Origin of the sequence: Bacillus sp. EAC (assembly GCF_002156875.1) — a bacterium.
GTDB lineage: Bacteria > Bacillota > Bacilli > Bacillales > Bacillaceae_G > Gottfriedia.
In genome coordinates, this window is sequence record NZ_NCSY01000003.1 from 243,403 (window position 1) to 265,438 (window position 22,036).

The window sequence follows — 22,036 nt, forward strand, 5'->3', positions numbered from 1 at the left end:
AGATGCTTATTACTTATTGTTCCTTTACATGAACTTTTAATGTTGCACTCACTTCTGGGTGTAATTTAACTTTAATATTCGTTACACCTAAACCACGAATTGCATCATTCATATCAAATTTACGTTTATCTAATTTAATACCATGAGTTTTTTGTAGCTCGTCTGTAATTTGTTTACTAGTAATCGAACCGAAAAGACGACCGCCTTCTCCTGATTTTGCTTTCAATTCCACAGTAAGTGCTTCAATTGTCTCTTTCAGTTTTTTACAGTTTTCTAATTCAATCGCAGCATCTTTTGCTTCTTTGTTCTTTTTCGCATCAAGAGTTTTTAGGTTACCGGCAGTTGCTTCAATTGCATCACCATTTTTAACTAAGAAATTAGCATAACCATCTGCTACATTTTTAGTTTCGCCTTTTTTCCCTTTACCTTTTACGTCTTTTAAGAAAATTACTTTCATTTGTTCGATCTCCCTTCGATATATTGATCAATTATTTGCAATAAATTTAATTCTACTTCTCTTATTGAAGTTGCTTCGATTTGTGCCGCTGCATTCGTTAAATGTCCGCCACCACCGAGCTCCTCCATGATTAATTGAACGTTTATATCACCTAATGATCGGCTACTGATACTAACAAGATTATCAGAACGTTTAGCAATTACGAAGGATGCAATTACATCAGTCATCGTTAATAATGTGTCGGCAGCCTGCGCGATTAATACTTGCTCATAGTTAATGTTTTCTTTACCGTAGCTAATAGCGAAGCCGTTTTTATACATATAGGCTTCTTCAATTAACTCTGCTTTACGTATATATTCATTCATATCTTGTTTTAACAGGTTTTGAACGAGAATTGTATCTGCCCCGTTTGATCGTAAGTATGATGCTGCATCGAATGTACGAGCTCCCGTACGGAATGTAAAACTCTTCGTATCAACTATAATACCTGCTAATAAAGCTGTTGCTTCAAGCATATTTAATTTGATTTTTTTAGGCTGATATTCTAATAACTCAGTTACTAACTCCGCTGTAGAAGAAGCATAAGGCTCCATATAAACAAGAATAGCATCTTTTATAAAGTCTTCACCTCTACGATGGTGGTCAATGACAACGATTTTATCCGTTTCATCTAATAATGACTCTACTTCTACCATTGTCGGTCTATGTGTATCAACTACAACTATTAAAGTATCTTCATTCACTAATTCTTTTGCTTTTTCAGGCGTAATAAAGCATGTCATATACTGCTCACTTTTAGACATTTCTCTCATCAATCGATTAACGCCTTTATCAACTTCATCCTTATTAATAACTACATATCCATTCACATCGTTATGGGTAACCATTTTTAATATCCCTACAGCAGAGCCTAATGCATCCATATCTGGCAATTTATGCCCCATAATCATAACGTTTGAACTGCTTTTCATTAAATCCCTTAAAGCGTGTGAAATAACCCTTGCTCTAACCCTCGTTCGTTTTTCAACTGGGTTTGTTTTCCCACCAAAGAATTTCACTTTGCCGTTTATATTTTTTACTGTTACTTGATCTCCACCACGGCCTAACGCTAAGTCTAGACCTGATTGAGCCAAATGTCCAAGTTCAGGTAAATTCTCACTACCTACCCCAACACCAACACTTAATGTAATGGGCAGATTTCTCTTTGTTGTTTCATCTCTAACAAGATCTAAAATTGCGAATTTATTACTTTCTAACGCGCTTAAAATACCTTCATTTAAGACGGCATACAGTCGGTCTGAAGAAACTCTTCTTAAGAAAATACCATGTTTATATGCCCAACTATTTAAAATTGTAGTAACAGCACCATTGATACTAGAGCGTTCTTGATCATCTAACCCTTGAGTCATTTCATCATAATTATCAAGTAATATGACTGCAATAACAGTTCTTTGATCTTCATACAATTTCTCCATCTGAGCTTGTTCAGTCACATCAAATAAATAAATATATCGTTCTTCTCTTTTAATGACAACTCGATAAGTTCTTTTATTAATTGTTATTAAATCTTCTTTTTTTTCTTTTTTCGAGATAAGAGCCATTAAGCCATCTGATAAATCATAGATGTGTTTTCCAATTAAAGTATGATCGTCTAAAATATTAATAATGTATTGGTTACCCCATTCAATTTGATATTCACGATCATATAATAGCACTCCGATTGGCATTTCAGTTATTGCTTCATTACTTAAATTTTTTACTCTCGACATAACCGATTGAATATACATATCTAAAATATGACGATACTTTATTTCAATCTTTACCACTAAAAAAATAACTAACAGAAAGATAATAATAAAGATTATACCTAGTTGTGGACGTATATAAACTACAGTTCCTATCAGAAATATTGCAAGAGCAGTTAATATATAGACGGGAATAAGAAACACTTGTTTCTTATGAAAATCTTGCATAAATTCAGCCCCTAAATCAAATAAAATCTAACTTCTTTACAAATTAAGAAATCCATACATACTTAGCTAAGTACGTTTACTTTTTCCTTCTATTAAAAATTCCGATTGAAACGATACCAATCAACAAAACAATGTATATCAAAGGTTGAATGAAAATACACACTATTAATATAAGAATTGGTACTGCTTTTGTTAACTTTTTCAAATGACTAAAATAAAAAATCGATGCAAATCCTTGTACGATCAATAGTAACTGTAGTACATAAGTTAAGTTAATTACAGCGATATATAAAAAACTATTTTCAGCTAATTTAAAAAAGTTAAAGATTAAAACAACTAAAAAGAACCATGAAAATCCTAATGGAATTCTAAATTCTCTAAAAGGCTTAAACTTAGGCGTCTTAATACCTAATCTTTTTATTATTGGAAATGTAATAGCTTGTGTTAAAAAAGCGTATACAAAACTTGCCATTAATAATAAAGTTGGAAATATTACTGGAATAAGCTTAAAAGTTTTTGTAAGGCTATCCAAATTTTTCTCATCATAAGAGATACCTAAATCTGAATACATCTTCTTACTATTATCAATTGAGTCAATTAACATTGTTGTTATTTTATTAGCCAAATCTGTTTGGAAATAAACCTTGGCCAATATATTCAATAGTACTATATGTATTAATACTAAAAACGTACTACTTAATAAAATCTCACCTTTACTTCTTTCGTTTTTAAGTAAATATCCTATCAAAATCCCCAGAGTTGAAAACATTACAGTAACTGGAATCATTGTTACACCTGTCATAATGAGTGTTAGACCTATTCCTACACAGGTTATTACGATTGACTCTTTTAAAGGAAATTTAAAACTAAATCGAATAAATGGTAGCGGAATAAAAAATAGTAAGACAAGTGACATTATAGGTATATATGTGAATAGTAACAATAGGATAGAGTAAATCGCTAATGCTACTGCACCTTCAGAAATTAAACGAGCTGATTTCAATTTGTTGCTCCTTTCTACTACACCAACTTAATACCGGTAAGCATACTAACTCCTATTTTACCATAAAACATTATAAAAAATGAAACCTTCATAAAGACAAAAAAAGTACAGCACGAGAATGCTGTACTTTTTTATTATTCAGCTTATTCAGCCACGTATGGTAATAATGCCATTTGACGAGAGCGTTTGATTGCAATCGTTAATTTACGTTGGTATCTAGCTGAAGTACCAGTTACACGACGAGGTAAAATTTTACCACGCTCTGATACGAAACGTTTTAATAACTCTGTATCTTTATAGTCGATTTTAGTTATGCCGTTTGAAGTAAAGTAACAAACTTTACGACGCTTAGCACGTCCACCTTTACGTCCACCCATTGCCATTTCATTTCCCTCCTTTTTTTTAAGAATTCATTTTTGTAATGTTTACCGTTCAACAATACATTTTATTATTAGAAAGGAAGGTCATCATCAGTAATATCAATTGTTTTGCTTGTCCCACCGAATGGATCATCATTAAAGCTAGGCTTCCCTGATGGCGCTTCAAAAGGATTTCCAGCGTTAGCCCCTTGGTTTTGTTGGTTCATTCCAAATGAACCACCTTGGTTGTTTGATGCATTTCTTGGTTCTAAGAATTGGACAGAGTCTGCAACAACTTCTGTTACATAAACTTTCTTTCCATCTTGACCATCATAACTTCTAGTTTGTATGCGACCTTCAACGCCCGCTAAGCTTCCTTTTTTCAAGAAGTTCGCAACGTTTTCAGCAGGTTTTCTCCAGATAACGCAGTTAATAAAATCTGCTTCTCGATCTCCTGACTGATTTGAGAAGGTACGATTTACCGCTAGAGTAAATGTAGCAACAGCAACCCCAGCTGGTGTATAACGTAAGTCTGGATCCTTTGTTAGACGACCTACAAGCACAACACGATTGATCATCCGATTCTTACCTCCCTAAGGCATTTCAAATATTATTTGTCTTCTTCACGGATAACGATATGGCGAATGATATCTTCGCTGATTTTCGCTAAACGATCGAATTCTTGTACTGCTTCTGGTTTACTAGAAACATTTACAAGCATGTAATGTCCATCACGGAAATCGTTAATTTCATAAGCTAAACGACGTTTACCCCACTCTTTAACGTTTGTGATTTCTGCACCTTGTTCAGTTAAAACGTTGTTAAAACGCTCAACTAATGCTTTTTGTGCTTCGTCTTCCATATTTGGTCGAACGATGTACATGATTTCGTATTTATTCATCACAATGTCACCTCCTTTTGGTCTAACGGCCCAATTAAGGGCAAGGAGCAATTTTATTAATCACTCACGAGTTCAAATTATAGCATATAAAAATTTATATAGCAAACCAATAATAATTTAGGCTTACTCTTAAACATTAAAACGGAAATGCATTACGTCTCCATCTTGAACGATATATTCTTTCCCTTCAAGACGAACTTTTCCAGCTTCTTTTGCAGTAGTCATTGAGCCATATGATGCTAAATCTTCGTATGAAACAGTTTCTGCACGGATAAACCCACGTTCAAAGTCAGTGTGAATAACTCCAGCACATTGTGGTGCTTTCATACCTTTTTTGAATGTCCAAGCACGTACCTCTTGAACACCAGCAGTAAAGTATGTTGCTAAGCCTAGTAAATGATACGCTGCACGAATTAATTGATCTAAACCTGATTCTTCAATTCCGATTTCTTGCAGGAATGAACGCTTTTCTTCATCATCTAATTCTGCAATTTCTTCTTCGATTTTTGCACTAATGACAATTACCTGAGATCCTTCTGCATCTGCAAAAGCACGAACTTTTTCTACATATTCATTAGAAGATGGGTCAACAATGTCATCTTCACCAACATTTGCGATATATAGCATTGGTTTTGTTGTTAATAAATGTAATCCTTTAACAACCTTCATTTGTTCTTCAGTAAATTCAACTGATCGAGCAGGTTTATCACTTTCAAACGCATCTCTTAGTTTTACTAAAATTTCATGCTCATATGATGCATCTTTATCTTTCTGTTTAGCTAATTTAGCTACACGATCAATTCTTTTTTCAACTGACTCTAAATCAGCCAGAATTAATTCCAGATTAATCGTTTCGATATCTGCAATTGGATCTACTTTACCAGAAACGTGCGTGATATTATCATCCGCGAAGCAACGTACAACCTGACAAATTGCATCCACTTGGCGAATATGAGATAAGAATTTATTTCCTAAACCTTCACCTTTACTTGCACCTTTTACGATCCCTGCAATATCAGTGAACTCAAATGTTGTTGGAACTGTTTTTTTCGGTTGAACTAATTCAGTTAATTTCTCTAAACGATAGTCTGGTACTTCTACTACTCCTACGTTTGGATCAATTGTACAAAACGGATAGTTTGCTGATTCAGCACCGGCTTGTGTAATTGCATTAAATAATGTTGACTTTCCTACGTTTGGTAAACCTACGATACCTGCTGTTAATGCCATAATTTCCACTCCTATACGAACTTAGTTAATCTTTCACAATTATATTGATTTCAAAAAAAAATAACAAGAATATCCGAATAATATTTTCAACATACGAAAGGTATCTAATAAGAGCGGTAACAAGTTGCTCCTACTAGATACCTTTTAATATTTGTATAGTACTACTCTTCTGCCTTAATTAAAACTTTTTTTAATTTTCTTGAAAACTCTCTACGCGGTATAAGAACACTATGCCCACAGCCCTCACATTTGAGGCGAATATCCATACCCATGCGAATGATTTTCCATTTATTCACACCACAAGGATGTGCTTTTTTCATTTCTACTATATCATTTAAATTAAAAACCTTCTCTTCCACTGATCATTTCACTTCCTTAATAGTAGAATAAAGACTAAGCGTTTTCGTTTTTAGCTTCTGGTTGTCTATATAATACCATTTTTGGATAAGGAATTTCTATGTTATTTCTTTCAAGTATTTCTTTAATCTCTTTACGAATGGCTCTTGATATTTTAAATTGAGTCATTGGTTTCACTTCTGACGCAATCCTTAAAGTCACTTCAGATGGACCAAGGTTTTGTATTCCAAGATATTCTGGTGGTTTTACCATCTCTTCATATCTAGCTGGCATCGTTTCTAAATGTTCCTCTATAACCGCTTGTGCGTGTTCAATTTCACCTTCATATGAAATACTAATATCTACTAAAGCAACTGCATTGTGAAGAGAAAAATTAGTTACTTCGGTTATCATACCATTTTGAATAATATGTAACTCACCCGTACCACTTCTTATTTTAGTAGTTTTTAATCCTATTGATTGTACAGTTCCTTCAAAAGTTTGTATTCTAATATAATCCCCTACAGAAAATTGGTCTTCAAACAATATGAAAAATCCTGAAATGATATCTTTAACTAAACTTTGTGCACCAAAACCTAGTGCAACACCACCAACTCCTGCGCCTACAATAAGACCTTTTGTTTCAACGCCGAATATTGGTAGGATTGTCAAAACGGCAATAAAAAACACAACATAAGCGAGTACGTTTTCTAATAGTTTTACAAGAGTATTAGATCGTCTCTCTGATACTTGTAACGGGCCTCTTGCATTTACTTTTAAAATTTTGCGAATTAATTTCCTTCCAAATTTAACAGCCAATACGGAAGCAATAATTATTAGTGCTACTTTAATTGAGGAGCTAAAAAGTGTATCCCATTGGCTCTCAGTTAGCATTGAATCTTTAATTGTTTTTTCTGCTTGATTCAAAGATGTTTCCATTTTATCCCCCTGTTCACTTTCTTCTATTTCTTTAAAAGTAATACTAAACGAAAAGGAAATTTTAAACCATAAAAATACCTAAATGTAACCATAAAGTAATTTTATAATAAAGATAACTAGTAAAGTATAAATTGTTTAAATATTGCATAAACTATTACTACTCTTTTAAATGAAAAGTAGGCGATAGTATGCAGTTTCCAGCAAATCCTTTGCGTAATTTATTTAAAGATGATTATTCAGTATTTTTAGATGATGAAAATGCAGTTGAGCAGTTTGCGGATCGTCTCTGCAAGTCGATTCCTAATCTTTACGCTAGTGAAGTTGTCTTTGTATGTATAGGTACTGATCGTTCAACTGGAGATTCTTTAGGTCCGTTAGTCGGAACAATGCTAGGAGAATTAAATTTAAATAGGTTCCATTATTATGGTACTCTTGATGAACCAATTCATGCGTTAAATCTTTCAGAACAATTAGAGATGATAAAAAGCAAGCATAATAACCCTTTTATCATCGCAATCGATGCATGTTTAGGTAGAGTTAAAAGTATTGGTAGTGTTCGACTATCAAACGGGCCACTAAAACCTGGAGCTGCAATGAAAAAGGAATTACCACCTGTAGGAGAATTAAATTTAACTGGTGTTGTGAACGTTAGTGGTTTTATGGAATTTTATGTACTTCAAAATACGAGGTTAAGTCTTGTAATGAAGTTGGCAAGGTTTATTGCTAAATCAATTAAAGAAACTGAAGTTAAATTGACATGTTAATTCAAATTTTCATTTTAGTAGTTTACTAACTTACACAAATAAAATATCAGTATACAAAAGGAACACTAATTGGATTTTTGGCGAGCAAAACAATTAGTGTTCCTTAGTATCATACTATTTTATTATCGAAAGGATTCTCTCAAGATCCTCTTTATTAAAAAATTGGATTTCAATCTTACCCTTATCTTTGACTGATTTAATTTTAACAGATGTACCAAACTTCTCCTGTAGAACATCCTCGTATTCGCTAAAAAACACGTTTTTACTTGGTAATTTCTTTATTGTTTCACGTGAAACATTGGAGTTTAATTCATTAACTAACGTTTCAACTTCTCTAACGCTAAGATTTTTTTCAATTACCTTTAATGCAGTACCTTCAATTAAACCTTTTCTTTTTAGACCTAAAAGAGCTCTCCCATGTCCCATAGAGAGTGTACCATTTTCAACCATTTCTTGAACTGAATTTGGTAAAGTTAATATTCTTAAATAATTTGCAATGTGCGGTCGGCTCTTACCTAGCTTTTTTGCAAGTTGTTCTTGTGTCAAATGTAATTGCTCTATTAACGTCTGATAAGCCTCAGCTTCCTCAAGAGGATTCAAATCATCTCGCTGTAAATTTTCTAATACTGCAAGTTCCATCATTTGCTCTTCAGTTAGATCTCTTACGATAACCGGAACAGTATTTAATCCTGCATTCTTAGCAGCTCGAAAACGTCGTTCACCAGCAACAATTTGAAAACCTTTAATACTTTTCCTTGCAATTATAGGTTGTAAAATACCATGTTCTATTACGGATTGAGTTAATTCCTGCATGGCAATCTCATCAAAAAATTTTCTAGGTTGATAAGGATTTGGTCTTAGTTCTTTAAGTGAAATCTCTTGGACAACCTCTTCATTTAACTGTTGATCAATATCTTGGAAGAATGCTCCAATACCTTTTCCTAAACCTTTAGCCATTATCAATCACTTCCTTTGCTAGTTCAAGATAGACTTCTGCACCTCTAGACTTCGGATCATATGTAATAATAGGTTTACCATGACTCGGCGCTTCGCTTAAGCGGATATTTCTTGGAATAATTGATTTATAAACGCGATCTTGGAAGTATTTTTTTACTTCTTCAATAACTTGTAGCCCTAAATTTGTACGAGCATCTAGCATTGTTAAAAGTACACCTTCAATTGCTAAATTCTTATTTAAATGTTTTTGAACTAATCTCACTGTGCTTAATAACTGACTTAAGCCTTCTAATGCGTAATATTCACACTGTACTGGTATAATAATGGAATCCGATGCAGTTAATGAGTTTAAAGTTAATAAGCCAAGAGATGGAGGACAATCTATTAAAATATAATCATAGTTTCCTTTAACTGTATCTAACGCACGTTTCAAACGAACTTCTCTAGATATAGTAGGTACTAGTTCGATTTCAGCACCAGCAAGTTGAATTGTTGCTGGAATGATATCAAAGTTCGGAATAGCGGTGTTTAATATTACGTTTTTCGCTTCAACATCATCAACTAATACATTGTATACACACTGATTAACATCTGCTTTTTCAATTCCAATCCCACTTGTAGCGTTTCCTTGAGGATCTATATCGACTAACAATACTTTTTTACCTAAATGAGCTAAACAAGCGCTTAAATTAACTGATGTTGTCGTCTTACCAACACCACCTTTTTGATTAGCTATAGAGATTACTTTAACCACTTTGTAATCTACTCCTTCCACAACAAACAATTCTTAATTTCTATTCTATCATGAATACATTCATCATTGTGTTTAGATTTAAAAATGGACAAAAAAAATTCACCACTAGATTAGAGGTGAATTAGTGAAAAATACCATTATTTTTTAGGTATTTTTATAGTTATTTGATAGTATTCATCATGTTCTTCTTCTTGACTATCAATATTCATGCCAGTTTTCGTAACCATTTGTAAAGATTCACGAATGGTGTTCATTGCAATGCGAATATCCTTACTAATCGCTTTGAATTTCGGTTTAGGTTTTGGTTTTTTCTCTGTTAATAAAGCAACCACACGATCTTCAGTTTGTTTTACATTCAACTGTTTATCAATAATTTCTTGTAGTAATGTAATTTGCAATTGAGGTAGCTTTAAAGGAATAAGTGCTCTAGCGTGACGTTCTGTAATTCTTTTATCCAATAACGCTTGTTGAATATCCTCTGGTAATTTTAACAACCTTAACTTATTTGCAACAGTAGATTGCCCTTTACCTAATCGCTGTGCTAATGCTTCTTGTGTTAAATTATGTAAGTCAATTAACTTTTGGTATGCAACAGCTTCTTCAAATGGTGATAGCTCCTCACGTTGCAAATTCTCAATAAGAGCTACAGAGGCAGTCTCTGTATCATTAAATGTTTTTACAATTGCAGGGATAGTATCCCATCCTAATGATGAAACGGCTCGGAAACGTCTTTCTCCAGCAATAATTTCAAAGAAGTTTGGCTTAATTTCTCTAACTACAATCGGTTGAATAATACCATGAGTTCGGATTGTTAGCGCTAGTTCTTTTATTTTATCATCATCAAAGAATGTTCTTGGTTGATACTGATTAGGAACAATCTCTGATATTGGAATTTGGCGTATAATCTCATTACTTGAGACCGAGTCTTGAATATCATCATTCACTTCTTTTTCTGATAGGCCAAATAACTTCGATAATGTGCTTTTCAATGTGATTCCCACCCTTTTAGAATTTCGTTCACAACAAAAGTAAACGTAACAAATGTTTCACGTGAAACATTTGTTAGTTCATCTTATTAAATTTCTAACGGTTCTTTACCAGGAGTACCAGGTTTACGTGGATACTTAGTTGGTGTCTTGCGTTTCTTTTCTACTATAACAATATTCCGTTCACTATCTTCACCTGGAAGTACAAAATGATTAATAGCTTTAACTACTCCACCAAGTGTTTTAATTGCATATTCAGCTTTATCCAATTCCTCTTGGCCAGCTGCACCCTTAAGAGCTACAAAGTGTCCATTCGGCTTTACAAGAGGTAGGCATAGCTCACTTAGTACTGACATTCTAGCAACCGCTCTTGCTGTAACGACATCATAAGATTCTCTCATACCAGTTTTCTTAGCAAAAGTTTCTGCACGATCATGATAAAACATGACATTTTCTAATTGTAATTCTTTTGCTAAATGATTTAAGAAAGAAATTCTCTTTTGAAGAGAGTCTACTATTGTTAATCGGATAGATGGGAAACAAATTTTAATCGGTATAGAAGGGAAGCCCGCTCCAGCACCAATATCACATAAAGTAATCTCATCTGAGAAGTCGAAATAAAATGAAGCACTGATTGAATCATAAAAGTGCTTTAAATATACCTCTTCTTCATCAGTAATAGCTGTTAAGTTCATTTTATTGTTCCATTCAACTAACGTATGAAAATATATTTCAAACTGTTTTAATTGGAAGTCTGATAAATGAATTCCTTTTTCTTTAAGTGCAGCAATAAACTGTTCTTTATTCACTAGTATTTCCCCTATCTATATTAGTTCGATATTCTTGCAATTTTTCCTTGTTCTAAATATACAAGTAGAATTGAAATATCTGCTGGGTTTACACCAGATATACGAGAAGCCTGACCAACCGATAGCGGGCGAACTTGTTCAAGTTTTTGTCTTGCTTCAGTAGCAATTCCGTGAATTGCTTGGTAATCAATATTTTCAGGAATTTTCTTTAAATCCATCTTTTTCATACGCTCTACTTGATTCAATGACTTTTCGATATAACCTTCATACTTAATTTGAATTTCAACTTGTTCTTTCACATCAGCATGTAATTCTTTTTCAGAAGGAGTTAGAGTATGGATATGTTCATAAACCATTTCTGGACGACGTAATAAATCTGCTGCGCGTATACCATCCTTCAGTTCACTACCGCCAACTTCAGCGATTAAACCTTGAACTTCCTCAGTTGGTTTTAATTGAGTCGCTTTTAATCTCTCAATTTCTTCCTCGATTAACATTTTCTTTTGTTCGAATTCAGAAAATCGTTCATCAGAAATTAATCCAAGTTTGTGACCAATTCTTGTAAGACGTAAATCGGCGTTATCATGGCGAAGTAATAATCGATATTCCGCTCTTGATGTAAGAAGACGGTAAGGTTCATTAGTTCCCTTTGTTACTAAATCATCAATTAAAACACCAATGTAAGCTTCAGAACGATCTAAAACTAATTCTTCTTTATCCAAAGAGCGACATGCAGCATTGATACCTGCAATTAAACCTTGACCCGCTGCTTCTTCATATCCAGAAGTACCATTAATTTGTCCTGCTGTATATAGATTTTTTATATGTTTAATTTCTAATGTTGGCCATAATTGAGTAGGTACTATCGCATCATATTCAATTGCATAACCTGTTCTCATCATTTGTACATTTTCAAGACCCGCGATTGAACGGAGCATTTTTTCTTGTACATCTTCAGGAAGACTTGTAGATAAGCCCTGTACATATACTTCTTGAGTGTTTCTTCCTTCAGGCTCTAAAAATATTTGATGTCTTGGTTTATCGTTAAATCGAACAACTTTATCTTCAATAGAAGGACAGTATCGAGGTCCAGTCCCTTTTATCATACCAGAGTACATAGGTGAACGGTGAAGATTATCATCAATAATTTGGTGCGTACCTTCACTTGTATAAGTTAACCAACAAGGAATTTGATCTGTTTCAACTGGTTCTGTTTCAAAAGAAAATGCACGAGGCACATCATCTCCTGGTTGTATCTCTGTTTTAGAATAATCTATACTAAGACTATTTACACGAGGAGGAGTACCTGTTTTAAAACGAACAAGTTCAATTCCAAGTTCCTCTAAATGTTCTGATAGCTTTATAGCAGGTTGTTGGTTGTTTGGACCACTTGAATATTTTAATTCTCCTACAATAATTTCCCCACGTAAGAATGTACCAGTTGTAATAACAACTGTTTTAGAACGATAGATAGCACCTGTTTGAGTGATTACCCCAGTACATTGACCGTCTTCTATAATTAATTTTTCCACTAAACCTTGTTTTAACGTTAGGTTTTCTGTATTTTCAATTGTTTTTTTCAGTTCGTGCTGATAAGCAAATTTATCAGCTTGAGCTCGTAATGCACGAACAGCAGGGCCTTTTCCAGTATTTAACATTCTCATTTGGATATGAGTTTTATCAATATTTCGACCCATTTCTCCGCCAAGTGCATCTATTTCCCGAACAACGATACCTTTTGCGGGCCCACCTACAGAAGGGTTACAAGGCATAAATGCTACCATATCTAAATTGATTGTTAGCATTAATGTTTTTGCACCCATTCGAGCAGATGCAAGTCCGGCTTCACATCCAGCATGCCCTGCACCAATAACAATTACATCATAATTGCCTGCTTCAAATCCCATTTTGCTCTCCTCCTAACCTTTTATTTTCCTAAACAGAATTGCGAAAACAATTGGTTTATTAAACTTTCTTGAACTGTATCTCCAATAATCTCACCTAATAATTCCCAGGCTCTTGTTAAGTCTATTTGAACTAAATCTATAGGCATTCCACTTTTCATTGCCTCAATCGCATCATTTAATGTTTGATCGGCTTGCTTTAATAACGCAATATGTCTAGCATTCGATAAATATGTTAAATCTTGTGCTTCAATTTGTCCCTCAAAGTAAAGATTGGCAATCGCTTTTTCTAGATCATCAATACCTTGTTCTTCTTTTAAAGAGGTAGTAACAATCGTTGCATTACCAACTAATGCTTTTACTTCATCTATATCTAGATTTTGTGCTAAATCTGTTTTATTAATAATGACAATTACGTCTTTACTACTCATTTGTTCAAATAAACTACGGTCTTCTGCAGTTAATTGTTCATTATTATTTAAAACAAATAGGACTAAATCAGCTAAATTCAGAACTTTTCTTGATCTTTCGACACCTATAGCTTCAACGACATCTTTTGTTTCACGAATACCAGCTGTGTCGATTAAACGTAAAGGAACTCCTTTAACATTTACATACTCTTCAATAACATCTCTAGTTGTACCAGGTATATCGGTTACAATTGCCTTACTTTCTTGTACAAGTGTATTTAATAAAGATGATTTCCCTACATTCGGTCTACCAATTATGACAGTTGACAGCCCTTCTCGTAGAATCTTCCCCTGTTTTGATGTCTCAAGAAGTCTGTGTAGTTCGTCTTGAACAGTTTTAGCTTTTTCAATTAACACAGTATTTGTCATTTCCTCAACATCATCGTATTCAGGATAATCAATATTTACTTCAATATGTGCAAGGATTTCAAGTAAAGTTTGTCTTAACCCATTTACTAGTTTCGATAGTCGACCTTCAACTTGATTCATAGCAATTGCCATCGCCTTGTCAGTTTTTGATCTAATTAAATCCATAACTGCTTCAGCTTGAGACAAGTCAATTCGCCCGTTTAGGAACGCTCTTTTAGTAAACTCTCCTGGTTCTGCAAGTCTAGCCCCTTGTGAAAGCACTAATTCAAGAACTTTATTCACAGAAAAAATACCGCCATGACAATTTATTTCGACAACATCTTCTCGTGTAAAAGTTTTTGGAGCTCTTAACACTGATATCATAACTTCTTCAATATTTGCTCCGGTACTAGGATCTATTAAATGACCGTAATGAATTGTATGTGAATCTACATTATTTAAATCTTTTTCTTTAAATAGTTTATTCGCTATTTGAACAGCTTCATCTCCGCTTAAACGAACGATGGCGATTGCACCTTCACCTTTTGGGGTAGATATCGCTGTAATTGTATCAAATTCCATTTGAAAACCACCTCAGGCATGTTATGTTCTTATAACATGTTACTTCTAAACCTATAGCATAGCATAAAGATTTTTATAATTGAACGTTTTTATATTATAACCTTATGAAAGTCCAAGTAAACTTAAATGTCTTGGATAGAAGATATCAAAAAAAACCAATTAAGGACTATCCCTTAATTGGTTTTTTTAAATCTATCACTAATTGACGATATGGATCTTGCCCAACAGATTTTGTTGAAATATTCGGCATGTCTGTCAGTATGTGATGAATAATTTTTCTTTCAAAAGAAGGCATTGGTTCTAAAGAAACTGCCTTTTTTGTTTTAATAACTGTTTGCGCTGCTTTTTTCGCTAAAATTTCAAGTGATTCTTTACGTTTTAAACGATAATTTTCAGCATCAACCGTTACATGGATTAACTGTTTAGAATGACGATTCACAAAGGTTTGCACTAAAAATTGAAGTGCATTTAATGTATTCCCTCTTTTACCGATGATAAGAGCTACTTTTTCACCTTTTATTGTAAATAAGAAAGACTGTTCTTTCTGATTTTGAACTTCATATTGAATTTCTGCCGTTTCATCTAAACTTTTAACGATATTGGAAAGATATTCATAGGCTTTTTCAATTAGTGTTTGCTTCTTAACCACTAAAACTTTAGCAGGCTTACCACCAAATAGTCCTAAAAAACCTTTTTTACTATCTTCGATTACTTCAATTTCGACTTCTTCTTTTGTTGAACTAAGTTGCTGAAGTGCATTTTGAACTGCTTGTTCGATTGTTTGACCAGTAGCAGTTACTTCTCTCACTTACTAGCCCCTCCTAAATTGTTATTTTGTGAAGTAGTATTATTTCTATTTACAAATAATGTTTGAAGAATCATAAATGTGTTACCAACTACCCAATAAAGTGCTAAAGCAGAAGGTAGTCTCACAGCAAATACTAAAATCATGATTGGCATAACATAAAGCATAATTTTCATTTGTTGTGCTGCAGGACCTGTCATTGTTCCAGTATTCATTGAAACCTTTTGTTGAATGAATGTTGTAATACCAGCAATAATAGGTAATGCATAAATCGGATCCGGATGACCTAATTGGAACCATAGGAAGTCATGTGCTTTAATTTCCATAGTTCTCATAATTGCATGATAAAAAGCAATTAAGATAGGCATCTGAATAAAAATTGGTAAACAACCAGAAAGTGGGTTTACACCGTGTTGTTGATATAACTTCATTGTTTCTTCATTTAATTTTTGAACTGTTTTTTGATCTTTAGATGAATATTTTTTTCTAAGTTCTAACATTTGAGGTTGAATCGTTTGCATCGCTTTAGTGCTTCTAATTTGCTTAATCATAAGTGGTAGTAATGCTAATCGGATTAGAAGAGTTACGATGATAATTGACATACCATAGCTTCCACCGAAAATTTTAGCTACCTCTCTTATTAACCATGATAATGGATAAACGAAATACTGATTCCATATCCCAGTACTTTCAGGTGTAATTGGTTGATTTGTTTGTGAACATCCAGCCAACACTACTACTAAGAAAAGAATCGCAACTAGCATTTGGTACTTCTTAGTCTTCAAACTAGTTCCTCCTTTAAGATGTTACATTTAAATATGTAATTACTTAATTTGTTTTTTATCTGTTTTATGTTTTGAATCACGAATTTTAAGTGCGTCCGCTCTTTTTAATACGTGAATTAAACTTTTTTTAAATTCATTAAAAGGTAGCTCAGTACAGGGCTTTCTAGCAATAACAACATAATCCATATTCAATAGAAGATCGTTACTTAATTCATTAAGAGCTTGTCTAATATAGCGCTTTATATGATTTCTTTCTACAGCATTACCTAACTTTTTACTTACAGATAATCCTATTCGAAATTGCTCCTGATCTTCTTTACTTAATGTATAGATTACAAATTGTCGGTTTGCAGTAGATGATCCCTCTCGAAAAACGCGACTAAAATCTGCATTCTTTTTTATTCTGTTTTTCTTGTTCATGTTTTACTGACACCTCTAAAGATTCCTTCAATTATCATAACAATTTTTTTATAAAAAATAAGGCCTTTTTTACTTACAAATTGTGACATACAAGCAAAAAAAGGCCTTCTAATTAGCGAAAAAGACCACTGTTGACAGTGGCCTACGCAGATAATACTTTTCTTCCTTTACGACGACGAGCTGCTAGAACTTTACGTCCGTTTGCAGTGCTCATACGGCTGCGGAAACCATGTACTTTGCTGCGTTTACGTTTGTTTGGTTGAAATGTTCTTTTCATTATATGACACCTCCCTGAGGAATTACTGTAATAGACAGTCCTATAAATTATAAAGAATAAGTGGTCAAAATGTCAATGTAAGATATCAAATCATCATTAATTATTATTTTCCATTTAATAAAGAAAGCTTAATCGAACTACATATATTAAGATGAAAATTCTTTTTTATTTCTTTAATAAAAGAAAAATTCTCTACTCATATCATTTCCCTTGGATCAATTTATAAACAATTTAATTCCTCAAAATCTGCGGTGTCGAAAGATTTTTCTCCAGCCAAAATAAAATGAATAAAAAAAAGATAAAAAAGTTTTCCCACCTCTTTTTATTTAAATGTGAAATGCTCTGTGGATAAGATTTATCAACATATTTTTTATTCACAACAGTTATTGACAATTTTTGCACAAGTTATTTTTCTGTGGACAATTTTTCTAAACAGGTGGATTAACGTGTGGATAACATGAAGTACTCATTGAAATACCTAAAGATTTTTGATATTATTATTTTGTTTTCCTTTTATGGACAAGTCATTTTATATAATTAATTGTCCACAGTTGTTAATAACTTGTGGACAGGTTTTACACTTATGCTATTTTAAAGTTATCCACATAGGTGAATACTGTCAAATAAAGTGGAAATTTGCAGATAGATTATTTTAAGCGTATGCAATGATATGTATAAAAATTACAGTTTAGATAAAGTGGTTGTACAAAACTTAAACACGCATTGTAAGGAGGGATTATTCGTTGGAGAATATAGGGGATCTTTGGTCTAGAGTTCTATCAGAAATAGAAAAAAAAATAAGCAAACCCAGTTTCGAAACTTGGTTAAAATCAACTAAAGCTTTTTCATTAAAAAATGATACGTTAACAATAATTGCACCTAATGAATTTGCTCGCGATTGGTTAGAATCAAAGTATTCATCTTTAATTATGGATACTGTTTTAGAAATTACTGGAGCGGAATTAGAAATAAAATTTATCCTTCCTCAAAATCATATTGAAGAAATCGAAATGAATATACCCGCTGTAAAAGCTAAAGTTAAATATGACGAGCCAGTTGAATTCGGTCAAAGTATGTTAAACCCTAAATATACTTTTGATACATTCGTTATTGGATCAGGCAATCGTTTTGCTCACGCAGCTTCATTGGCCGTTGCTGAAGCGCCAGCAAAAGCATATAACCCACTATTTATATACGGGGGCGTAGGATTAGGGAAAACACACTTAATGCATGCTATTGGACACTATGTACTTGAACATAATCCAAATGCTAAAGTCGTTTATTTGTCCTCAGAGAAGTTTACAAACGAATTTATTAACTCAATTCGAGACAATAAAGCAATTGAATTCCGCAATAAATATCGTAATGTTGACGTCCTACTTATTGATGATATTCAATTCTTGGCTGGAAAAGAACAAACTCAAGAAGAATTTTTCCATACATTTAACACGCTTCACGAAGAAAGCAAACAAATCGTTATTTCAAGTGATCGACCACCAAAAGAAATTCCTACACTAGAAGATCGTCTTCGTTCTCGATTTGAGTGGGGATTAATAACAGATATCACGCCTCCTGATTTAGAAACTAGGATTGCAATTTTACGTAAGAAAGCAAAAGCTGAAGGTCTAGATATACCTAATGAAGTTATGCTGTATATCGCAAACCAAATTGATACGAATATTCGTGAATTAGAGGGTGCACTTATTAGAGTTGTAGCCTATTCTTCCTTAATCAATAAAGACATTAATGCTAGTGTGGCCGCTGAAGCATTGAAGAATTTAATTACTGCATCTAAGCCTAAAACACTATCGATTCATGATATACAACGAACAGTTGGGGAATTCTTTAGCATAAAATTAGAAGACTTTAAAGCGAAAAAACGTACGAAGTCAGTTGCCTTTCCAAGACAAGTAGCAATGTATCTTTCAAGGGAGCTTACGGACCATTCTTTGCCTAAAATCGGAGAAGAGTTTGGTGGCAGAGATCATACAACAGTTATTCATGCACACGAAAAGATCTCCAGACTAGTTGAAACTGACTCACAACTTCAATCTCAAATTAAAGAGATCAATGAAAAATTAAATCAGTAAAGACTCTTAACTGTGCATAACTTTCTATTTTTTTTACACAGTCTATCCACATGTTGATAGACTATTTTTCTTTACTAAATTAGGGTTATCCACAAATTAACAGCCCCTACTACTATTACTATATTATTTTATAAATTATATAAGGAGTACAAACAATGAAATTTACTGTACAAAAAGATCATCTTGTTAAAGGTGTACAAGATGTAATGAGAGCTGTTTCATCTAGAACAACAATTCCTATTTTAACTGGAATAAAATTAGTCGTAACAAATGAAGGTCTAACATTAACAGGCAGTGATTCAGATATTTCAATAGAATCTTATTTACCGACAGTATTAGAGGATCAACAATTAGTAGATGTAAAACAACCAGGGAGTATTGTATTAAATGCTAGATATTTTAGTGATATTGTCAAAAAGTTACCTGCTGATTTTGTAGAATTAGAATCAGATAGTCATTATGTAACCACTATTAGAGCTGGAAAAACTGAATTTAGCTTAAATGGATTTGATGCAGAAGAATATCCATTACTTCCACAAATCGAAGAACATGAAACAATTTCAATTTCTGCAGATTTATTAAAATTCATGATTCGACAAACAGTTTTTGCAGTATCAACTTCAGAAACTAGACCAATTTTAACAGGTGTTAACTGGAAGATTGAGAATGGTGACCTAACATGTATAGCAACTGATAGCCACCGTCTAGCACTTAGACAAGCAAAAATCGACAATAATTCATTATCGAATGAATTTAAAGCAAGCGTAGTAATCCCAGGTAAAAGTTTAAATGAATTAAGTAAAATTCTTGATGATAGTACTGAAAAAGTAGATATCGTTCTAACAGAGCACCAAGCTTTATTTAAAACGAAGCATATCTTATTCTTTACTCGATTACTTGAAGGTAACTACCCTGATACATCAAAATTAATTCCTAGCGAAAGTAAGACTGAACTTACTGTAATGACTAAAGAATTCTTACAAGCGATAGATCGCGCTTCTCTACTAGCAAGAGAGGGAAGAAATAATGTTGTACACTTAGAAACATTAAGTAATCAATTAGTAAATATTTCTTCATACTCGCCAGAAATCGGAAAAGTAGTTGATGAAATTGTTTGTGAGGATATAAAAGGTGAAGAATTAAAAATTTCTTTTAGTGCGAAATATGTAATGGATGCATTAAAAGCTATTGAAAGCCCTGAAATTTATATTCAATTTACAGGAGCTATGAGACCATTTTTAATTCGTACAGCAAATGATTCAAGAACGCTGCAATTAATTTTACCAGTTCGCACATACTAGTTAGTAAATTCGAAGAAAGGGGCTGACCTAAAAGAATGTACTAGCAACCTCCAGTTAATAAGTAGAATTCATTTGAATTCAAACTACTTCCTAACAAATTATTTGGAGAGTGCAAAGTACATTTAGGTCAGTCTTTTTTCTTATAAAGAAGAAAATAAGGGATTCCTATTTTTTTTCTTTCAGAAGTTTAGTACAATTAAGAAATGGATATTTGAGGGTGATGAAAAATGAAAAATGAAAATGTTAAAATAAATACCGAATATATTACTTTAGGTCAATTTTTAAAATTAGCAGGAGTTATTGATACAGGTGGAATGGCTAAATGGTTTTTATCTGAGCACGAAATCTTTGTAAATAACGAACCAGAAAACAGAAGAGGAAAAAAATTAGTTTTGAATGATACTGTTTCAATAACAGGAATTGGATCATTTAAAATTACTTCATAAATTTCGGGGGAATCCCATTGTATATTAAAGATTTACAGTTAAAACAGTATCGAAATTACGAGCAGCTTCAGTTAAATTTTCAAAATAATGTAAATGTAATTATAGGTGAGAATGCTCAAGGTAAAACAAACTTAATGGAATCTATTTATGTGCTAGCTTTAACAAAGTCCCATCGAACAAGCAATGATAAAGAAATGATACGTTGGGATGAAGAGTATGGTACAATAAAAGGTACGTTACAAAAGAAAAATCAACAAGTGACACTGCAACTAATCCTCTCAAAGAAAGGTAAGAAAGCAAAGCTAAACCATCTTGAACAGATGAAGTTGAGTCAGTATATAGGCGTAATGAATGTCGTTATGTTCGCACCTGAGGATTTGCATTTAGTAAAAGGCAGTCCACAAGTACGTCGTAAATTTCTTGACATGGAATTAGGACAAGTTTCGCCAGTTTACCTACATGAATTAAGTCAATATCAAAGAATCCTCCAACAACGAAATTCACTTTTAAAAACATTACAAATGAGTCGAGATCGGAACTATTTAATGCTTGAAGTCCTTACATCTCAGCTAGTGAAACATGCAGTAAAAATAATAGAAAAGCGAATTTCGTTTATCAAATTATTACAAGATTGGGCATCTCCAATTCATAGTCAAATTTCTAGAGAAACTGAAAAACTAGAAATTATATATAAACCAAGCATTAATGTATCAGAATTAACAGATTTGACGAAAATGGAAGAAGAGTACATAAAACAGTTCGAAGCAGAAAAAGAGCGTGAAGTATCTAGAGGTACCACACTGCTTGGTCCACATAGAGATGACTTGGTCTTTATGGTAAATGATAAAAATGTCCAAACTTACGGATCGCAGGGGCAACAGCGGACTACTGCACTTTCATTAAAATTAGCGGAGATTGAACTAATTAAAGAAGAAGTAGGCGAATATCCTATACTTTTACTAGATGATGTTCTTTCAGAGTTAGATGATTATCGTCAAACACATTTACTAAATGCGATTCAAAATAAAGTCCAAACTTTTGTAACAACAACAAGTGTTGACGGCATTCAACACGAAACGATAAAGCAAGCAAATATCATTAATGTTTCACATGGAACAATCGTAAATGATTTTCTATAAG

Annotated in this window: 24 protein-coding genes; 5 read left to right on the top strand and 19 right to left on the bottom strand. The window is 33.1% G+C overall.

Going from position 1 to position 22,036, the window contains the following annotated elements:
- Positions 1 to 13 precede the first annotated feature (13 nt).
- The 9 genes from rplI to B7R65_RS07395 form a co-directional block, all read right to left on the bottom strand.
- On the bottom strand, positions 14 to 457 hold the full coding sequence (gene rplI / locus B7R65_RS07355; protein ID WP_088042117.1) for a 50S ribosomal protein L9: 444 nt from the start codon (positions 455 to 457) through the stop codon (positions 14 to 16).
- A complete protein-coding gene (locus B7R65_RS07360; RefSeq protein WP_088042118.1) occupies positions 454 to 2,430 on the bottom strand; it encodes a DHH family phosphoesterase in 1,977 nt (658 codons plus the stop codon). The genes rplI and B7R65_RS07360 overlap by 4 nt, the downstream gene beginning before the upstream one ends.
- Positions 2,431 to 2,506: 76 nt before the next feature.
- Positions 2,507 to 3,433, bottom strand: coding sequence for a YybS family protein (locus tag B7R65_RS07365; protein ID WP_088042119.1), 927 nt, complete (start codon positions 3,431 to 3,433; stop codon positions 2,507 to 2,509).
- A gap of 143 nt (positions 3,434 to 3,576) precedes the next feature.
- Positions 3,577 to 3,810 carry a 30S ribosomal protein S18 gene (rpsR, locus tag B7R65_RS07370; RefSeq protein ID WP_088042153.1) on the bottom strand — a complete coding sequence of 78 codons (234 nt, stop codon included), beginning with the start codon at positions 3,808 to 3,810 and terminating at the stop codon, positions 3,577 to 3,579.
- A gap of 74 nt (positions 3,811 to 3,884) precedes the next feature.
- The gene (ssb, locus tag B7R65_RS07375) at positions 3,885 to 4,370 is read right to left on the bottom strand and encodes a single-stranded DNA-binding protein (protein ID WP_088042120.1); all 486 of its coding nucleotides are present in this window, start codon (positions 4,368 to 4,370) and stop codon (positions 3,885 to 3,887) included.
- 32 nt (positions 4,371 to 4,402) lie between these two features.
- Positions 4,403 to 4,693, bottom strand: coding sequence for a 30S ribosomal protein S6 (rpsF, locus tag B7R65_RS07380; protein WP_088042121.1), 291 nt, complete (start codon positions 4,691 to 4,693; stop codon positions 4,403 to 4,405).
- Positions 4,694 to 4,822: 129 nt separating this feature from the next.
- A complete protein-coding gene (gene ychF, locus B7R65_RS07385) occupies positions 4,823 to 5,923 on the bottom strand; it encodes a redox-regulated ATPase YchF (protein ID WP_088042122.1) in 1,101 nt (366 codons plus the stop codon).
- A 161-nt stretch (positions 5,924 to 6,084) separates the two neighbouring features.
- Positions 6,085 to 6,282, bottom strand: coding sequence for a DUF951 domain-containing protein (locus B7R65_RS07390; RefSeq protein ID WP_088042123.1), 198 nt, complete (start codon positions 6,280 to 6,282; stop codon positions 6,085 to 6,087).
- Positions 6,283 to 6,316: 34 nt separating this feature from the next.
- Positions 6,317 to 7,198 (bottom strand): mechanosensitive ion channel family protein, encoded by an 882-nt coding sequence (locus B7R65_RS07395; RefSeq protein ID WP_088042124.1) that lies wholly within the window; start codon positions 7,196 to 7,198, stop codon positions 6,317 to 6,319.
- A gap of 188 nt (positions 7,199 to 7,386) precedes the next feature.
- Between B7R65_RS07395 and yyaC the strand changes: the two genes are divergently transcribed.
- Positions 7,387 to 7,962, top strand: a complete 576-nt coding sequence (yyaC, locus tag B7R65_RS07400) for a spore protease YyaC (protein ID WP_088042125.1) — start codon at positions 7,387 to 7,389, stop codon at positions 7,960 to 7,962.
- Between the two features lie 114 nt (positions 7,963 to 8,076).
- Here yyaC and B7R65_RS07405 read toward each other — a convergent pair whose 3' ends face one another.
- From B7R65_RS07405 to rpmH, 10 genes are all read right to left on the bottom strand, one after another.
- Positions 8,077 to 8,919 carry a ParB/RepB/Spo0J family partition protein gene (locus B7R65_RS07405; RefSeq protein ID WP_088042126.1) on the bottom strand — a complete coding sequence of 281 codons (843 nt, stop codon included), beginning with the start codon at positions 8,917 to 8,919 and terminating at the stop codon, positions 8,077 to 8,079.
- Positions 8,912 to 9,673 (bottom strand): ParA family protein, encoded by a 762-nt coding sequence (locus B7R65_RS07410; protein WP_088042127.1) that lies wholly within the window; start codon positions 9,671 to 9,673, stop codon positions 8,912 to 8,914. Before B7R65_RS07410 ends, B7R65_RS07405 begins: the two co-directional genes overlap by 8 nt.
- Before the next feature lie 137 nt (positions 9,674 to 9,810).
- A complete protein-coding gene (gene noc / locus B7R65_RS07415) occupies positions 9,811 to 10,617 on the bottom strand; it encodes a nucleoid occlusion protein (protein WP_373419556.1) in 807 nt (268 codons plus the stop codon).
- 131 nt (positions 10,618 to 10,748) lie between these two features.
- The gene (gene rsmG, locus B7R65_RS07420) at positions 10,749 to 11,468 is read right to left on the bottom strand and encodes a 16S rRNA (guanine(527)-N(7))-methyltransferase RsmG (RefSeq protein ID WP_088042129.1); all 720 of its coding nucleotides are present in this window, start codon (positions 11,466 to 11,468) and stop codon (positions 10,749 to 10,751) included.
- 20 nt (positions 11,469 to 11,488) lie between these two features.
- Complete coding sequence (gene mnmG / locus B7R65_RS07425; RefSeq protein ID WP_088042130.1) at positions 11,489 to 13,375, bottom strand: tRNA uridine-5-carboxymethylaminomethyl(34) synthesis enzyme MnmG; 1,887 nt, start codon at positions 13,373 to 13,375, stop codon at positions 11,489 to 11,491.
- 20 nt (positions 13,376 to 13,395) lie between these two features.
- On the bottom strand, positions 13,396 to 14,772 hold the full coding sequence (gene mnmE, locus B7R65_RS07430) for a tRNA uridine-5-carboxymethylaminomethyl(34) synthesis GTPase MnmE (protein ID WP_088042131.1): 1,377 nt from the start codon (positions 14,770 to 14,772) through the stop codon (positions 13,396 to 13,398).
- A gap of 166 nt (positions 14,773 to 14,938) precedes the next feature.
- A complete protein-coding gene (gene jag, locus B7R65_RS07435) occupies positions 14,939 to 15,580 on the bottom strand; it encodes an RNA-binding cell elongation regulator Jag/EloR (protein ID WP_088042132.1) in 642 nt (213 codons plus the stop codon).
- Entirely contained in the window at positions 15,577 to 16,341 is a 765-nt protein-coding gene (gene spoIIIJ / locus B7R65_RS07440; RefSeq protein WP_088042154.1) for a YidC family membrane integrase SpoIIIJ, read from the bottom strand. Before spoIIIJ ends, jag begins: the two co-directional genes overlap by 4 nt.
- A 60-nt stretch (positions 16,342 to 16,401) precedes the next feature.
- Complete coding sequence (gene rnpA, locus B7R65_RS07445; RefSeq protein WP_088042133.1) at positions 16,402 to 16,782, bottom strand: ribonuclease P protein component; 381 nt, start codon at positions 16,780 to 16,782, stop codon at positions 16,402 to 16,404.
- Between the two features lie 142 nt (positions 16,783 to 16,924).
- Entirely contained in the window at positions 16,925 to 17,059 is a 135-nt protein-coding gene (rpmH, locus tag B7R65_RS07450) for a 50S ribosomal protein L34 (RefSeq protein ID WP_056467137.1), read from the bottom strand.
- A gap of 743 nt (positions 17,060 to 17,802) precedes the next feature.
- Here rpmH and dnaA point away from each other — a divergent pair.
- The 4 genes from dnaA (at position 17,803) to recF (ending at position 22,035) form a co-directional block, all read left to right on the top strand.
- Positions 17,803 to 19,149 (top strand): chromosomal replication initiator protein DnaA, encoded by a 1,347-nt coding sequence (gene dnaA, locus B7R65_RS07455; RefSeq protein WP_088042134.1) that lies wholly within the window; start codon positions 17,803 to 17,805, stop codon positions 19,147 to 19,149.
- 155 nt (positions 19,150 to 19,304) lie between these two features.
- Complete coding sequence (gene dnaN, locus B7R65_RS07460; protein WP_088042135.1) at positions 19,305 to 20,450, top strand: DNA polymerase III subunit beta; 1,146 nt, start codon at positions 19,305 to 19,307, stop codon at positions 20,448 to 20,450.
- 227 nt (positions 20,451 to 20,677) lie between these two features.
- A complete protein-coding gene (gene yaaA / locus B7R65_RS07465; protein ID WP_088042136.1) occupies positions 20,678 to 20,896 on the top strand; it encodes a S4 domain-containing protein YaaA in 219 nt (72 codons plus the stop codon).
- Between the two features lie 17 nt (positions 20,897 to 20,913).
- Positions 20,914 to 22,035 (top strand): DNA replication/repair protein RecF, encoded by a 1,122-nt coding sequence (gene recF / locus B7R65_RS07470; RefSeq protein ID WP_088042137.1) that lies wholly within the window; start codon positions 20,914 to 20,916, stop codon positions 22,033 to 22,035.
- Position 22,036: the final 1 nt, after the last annotated feature.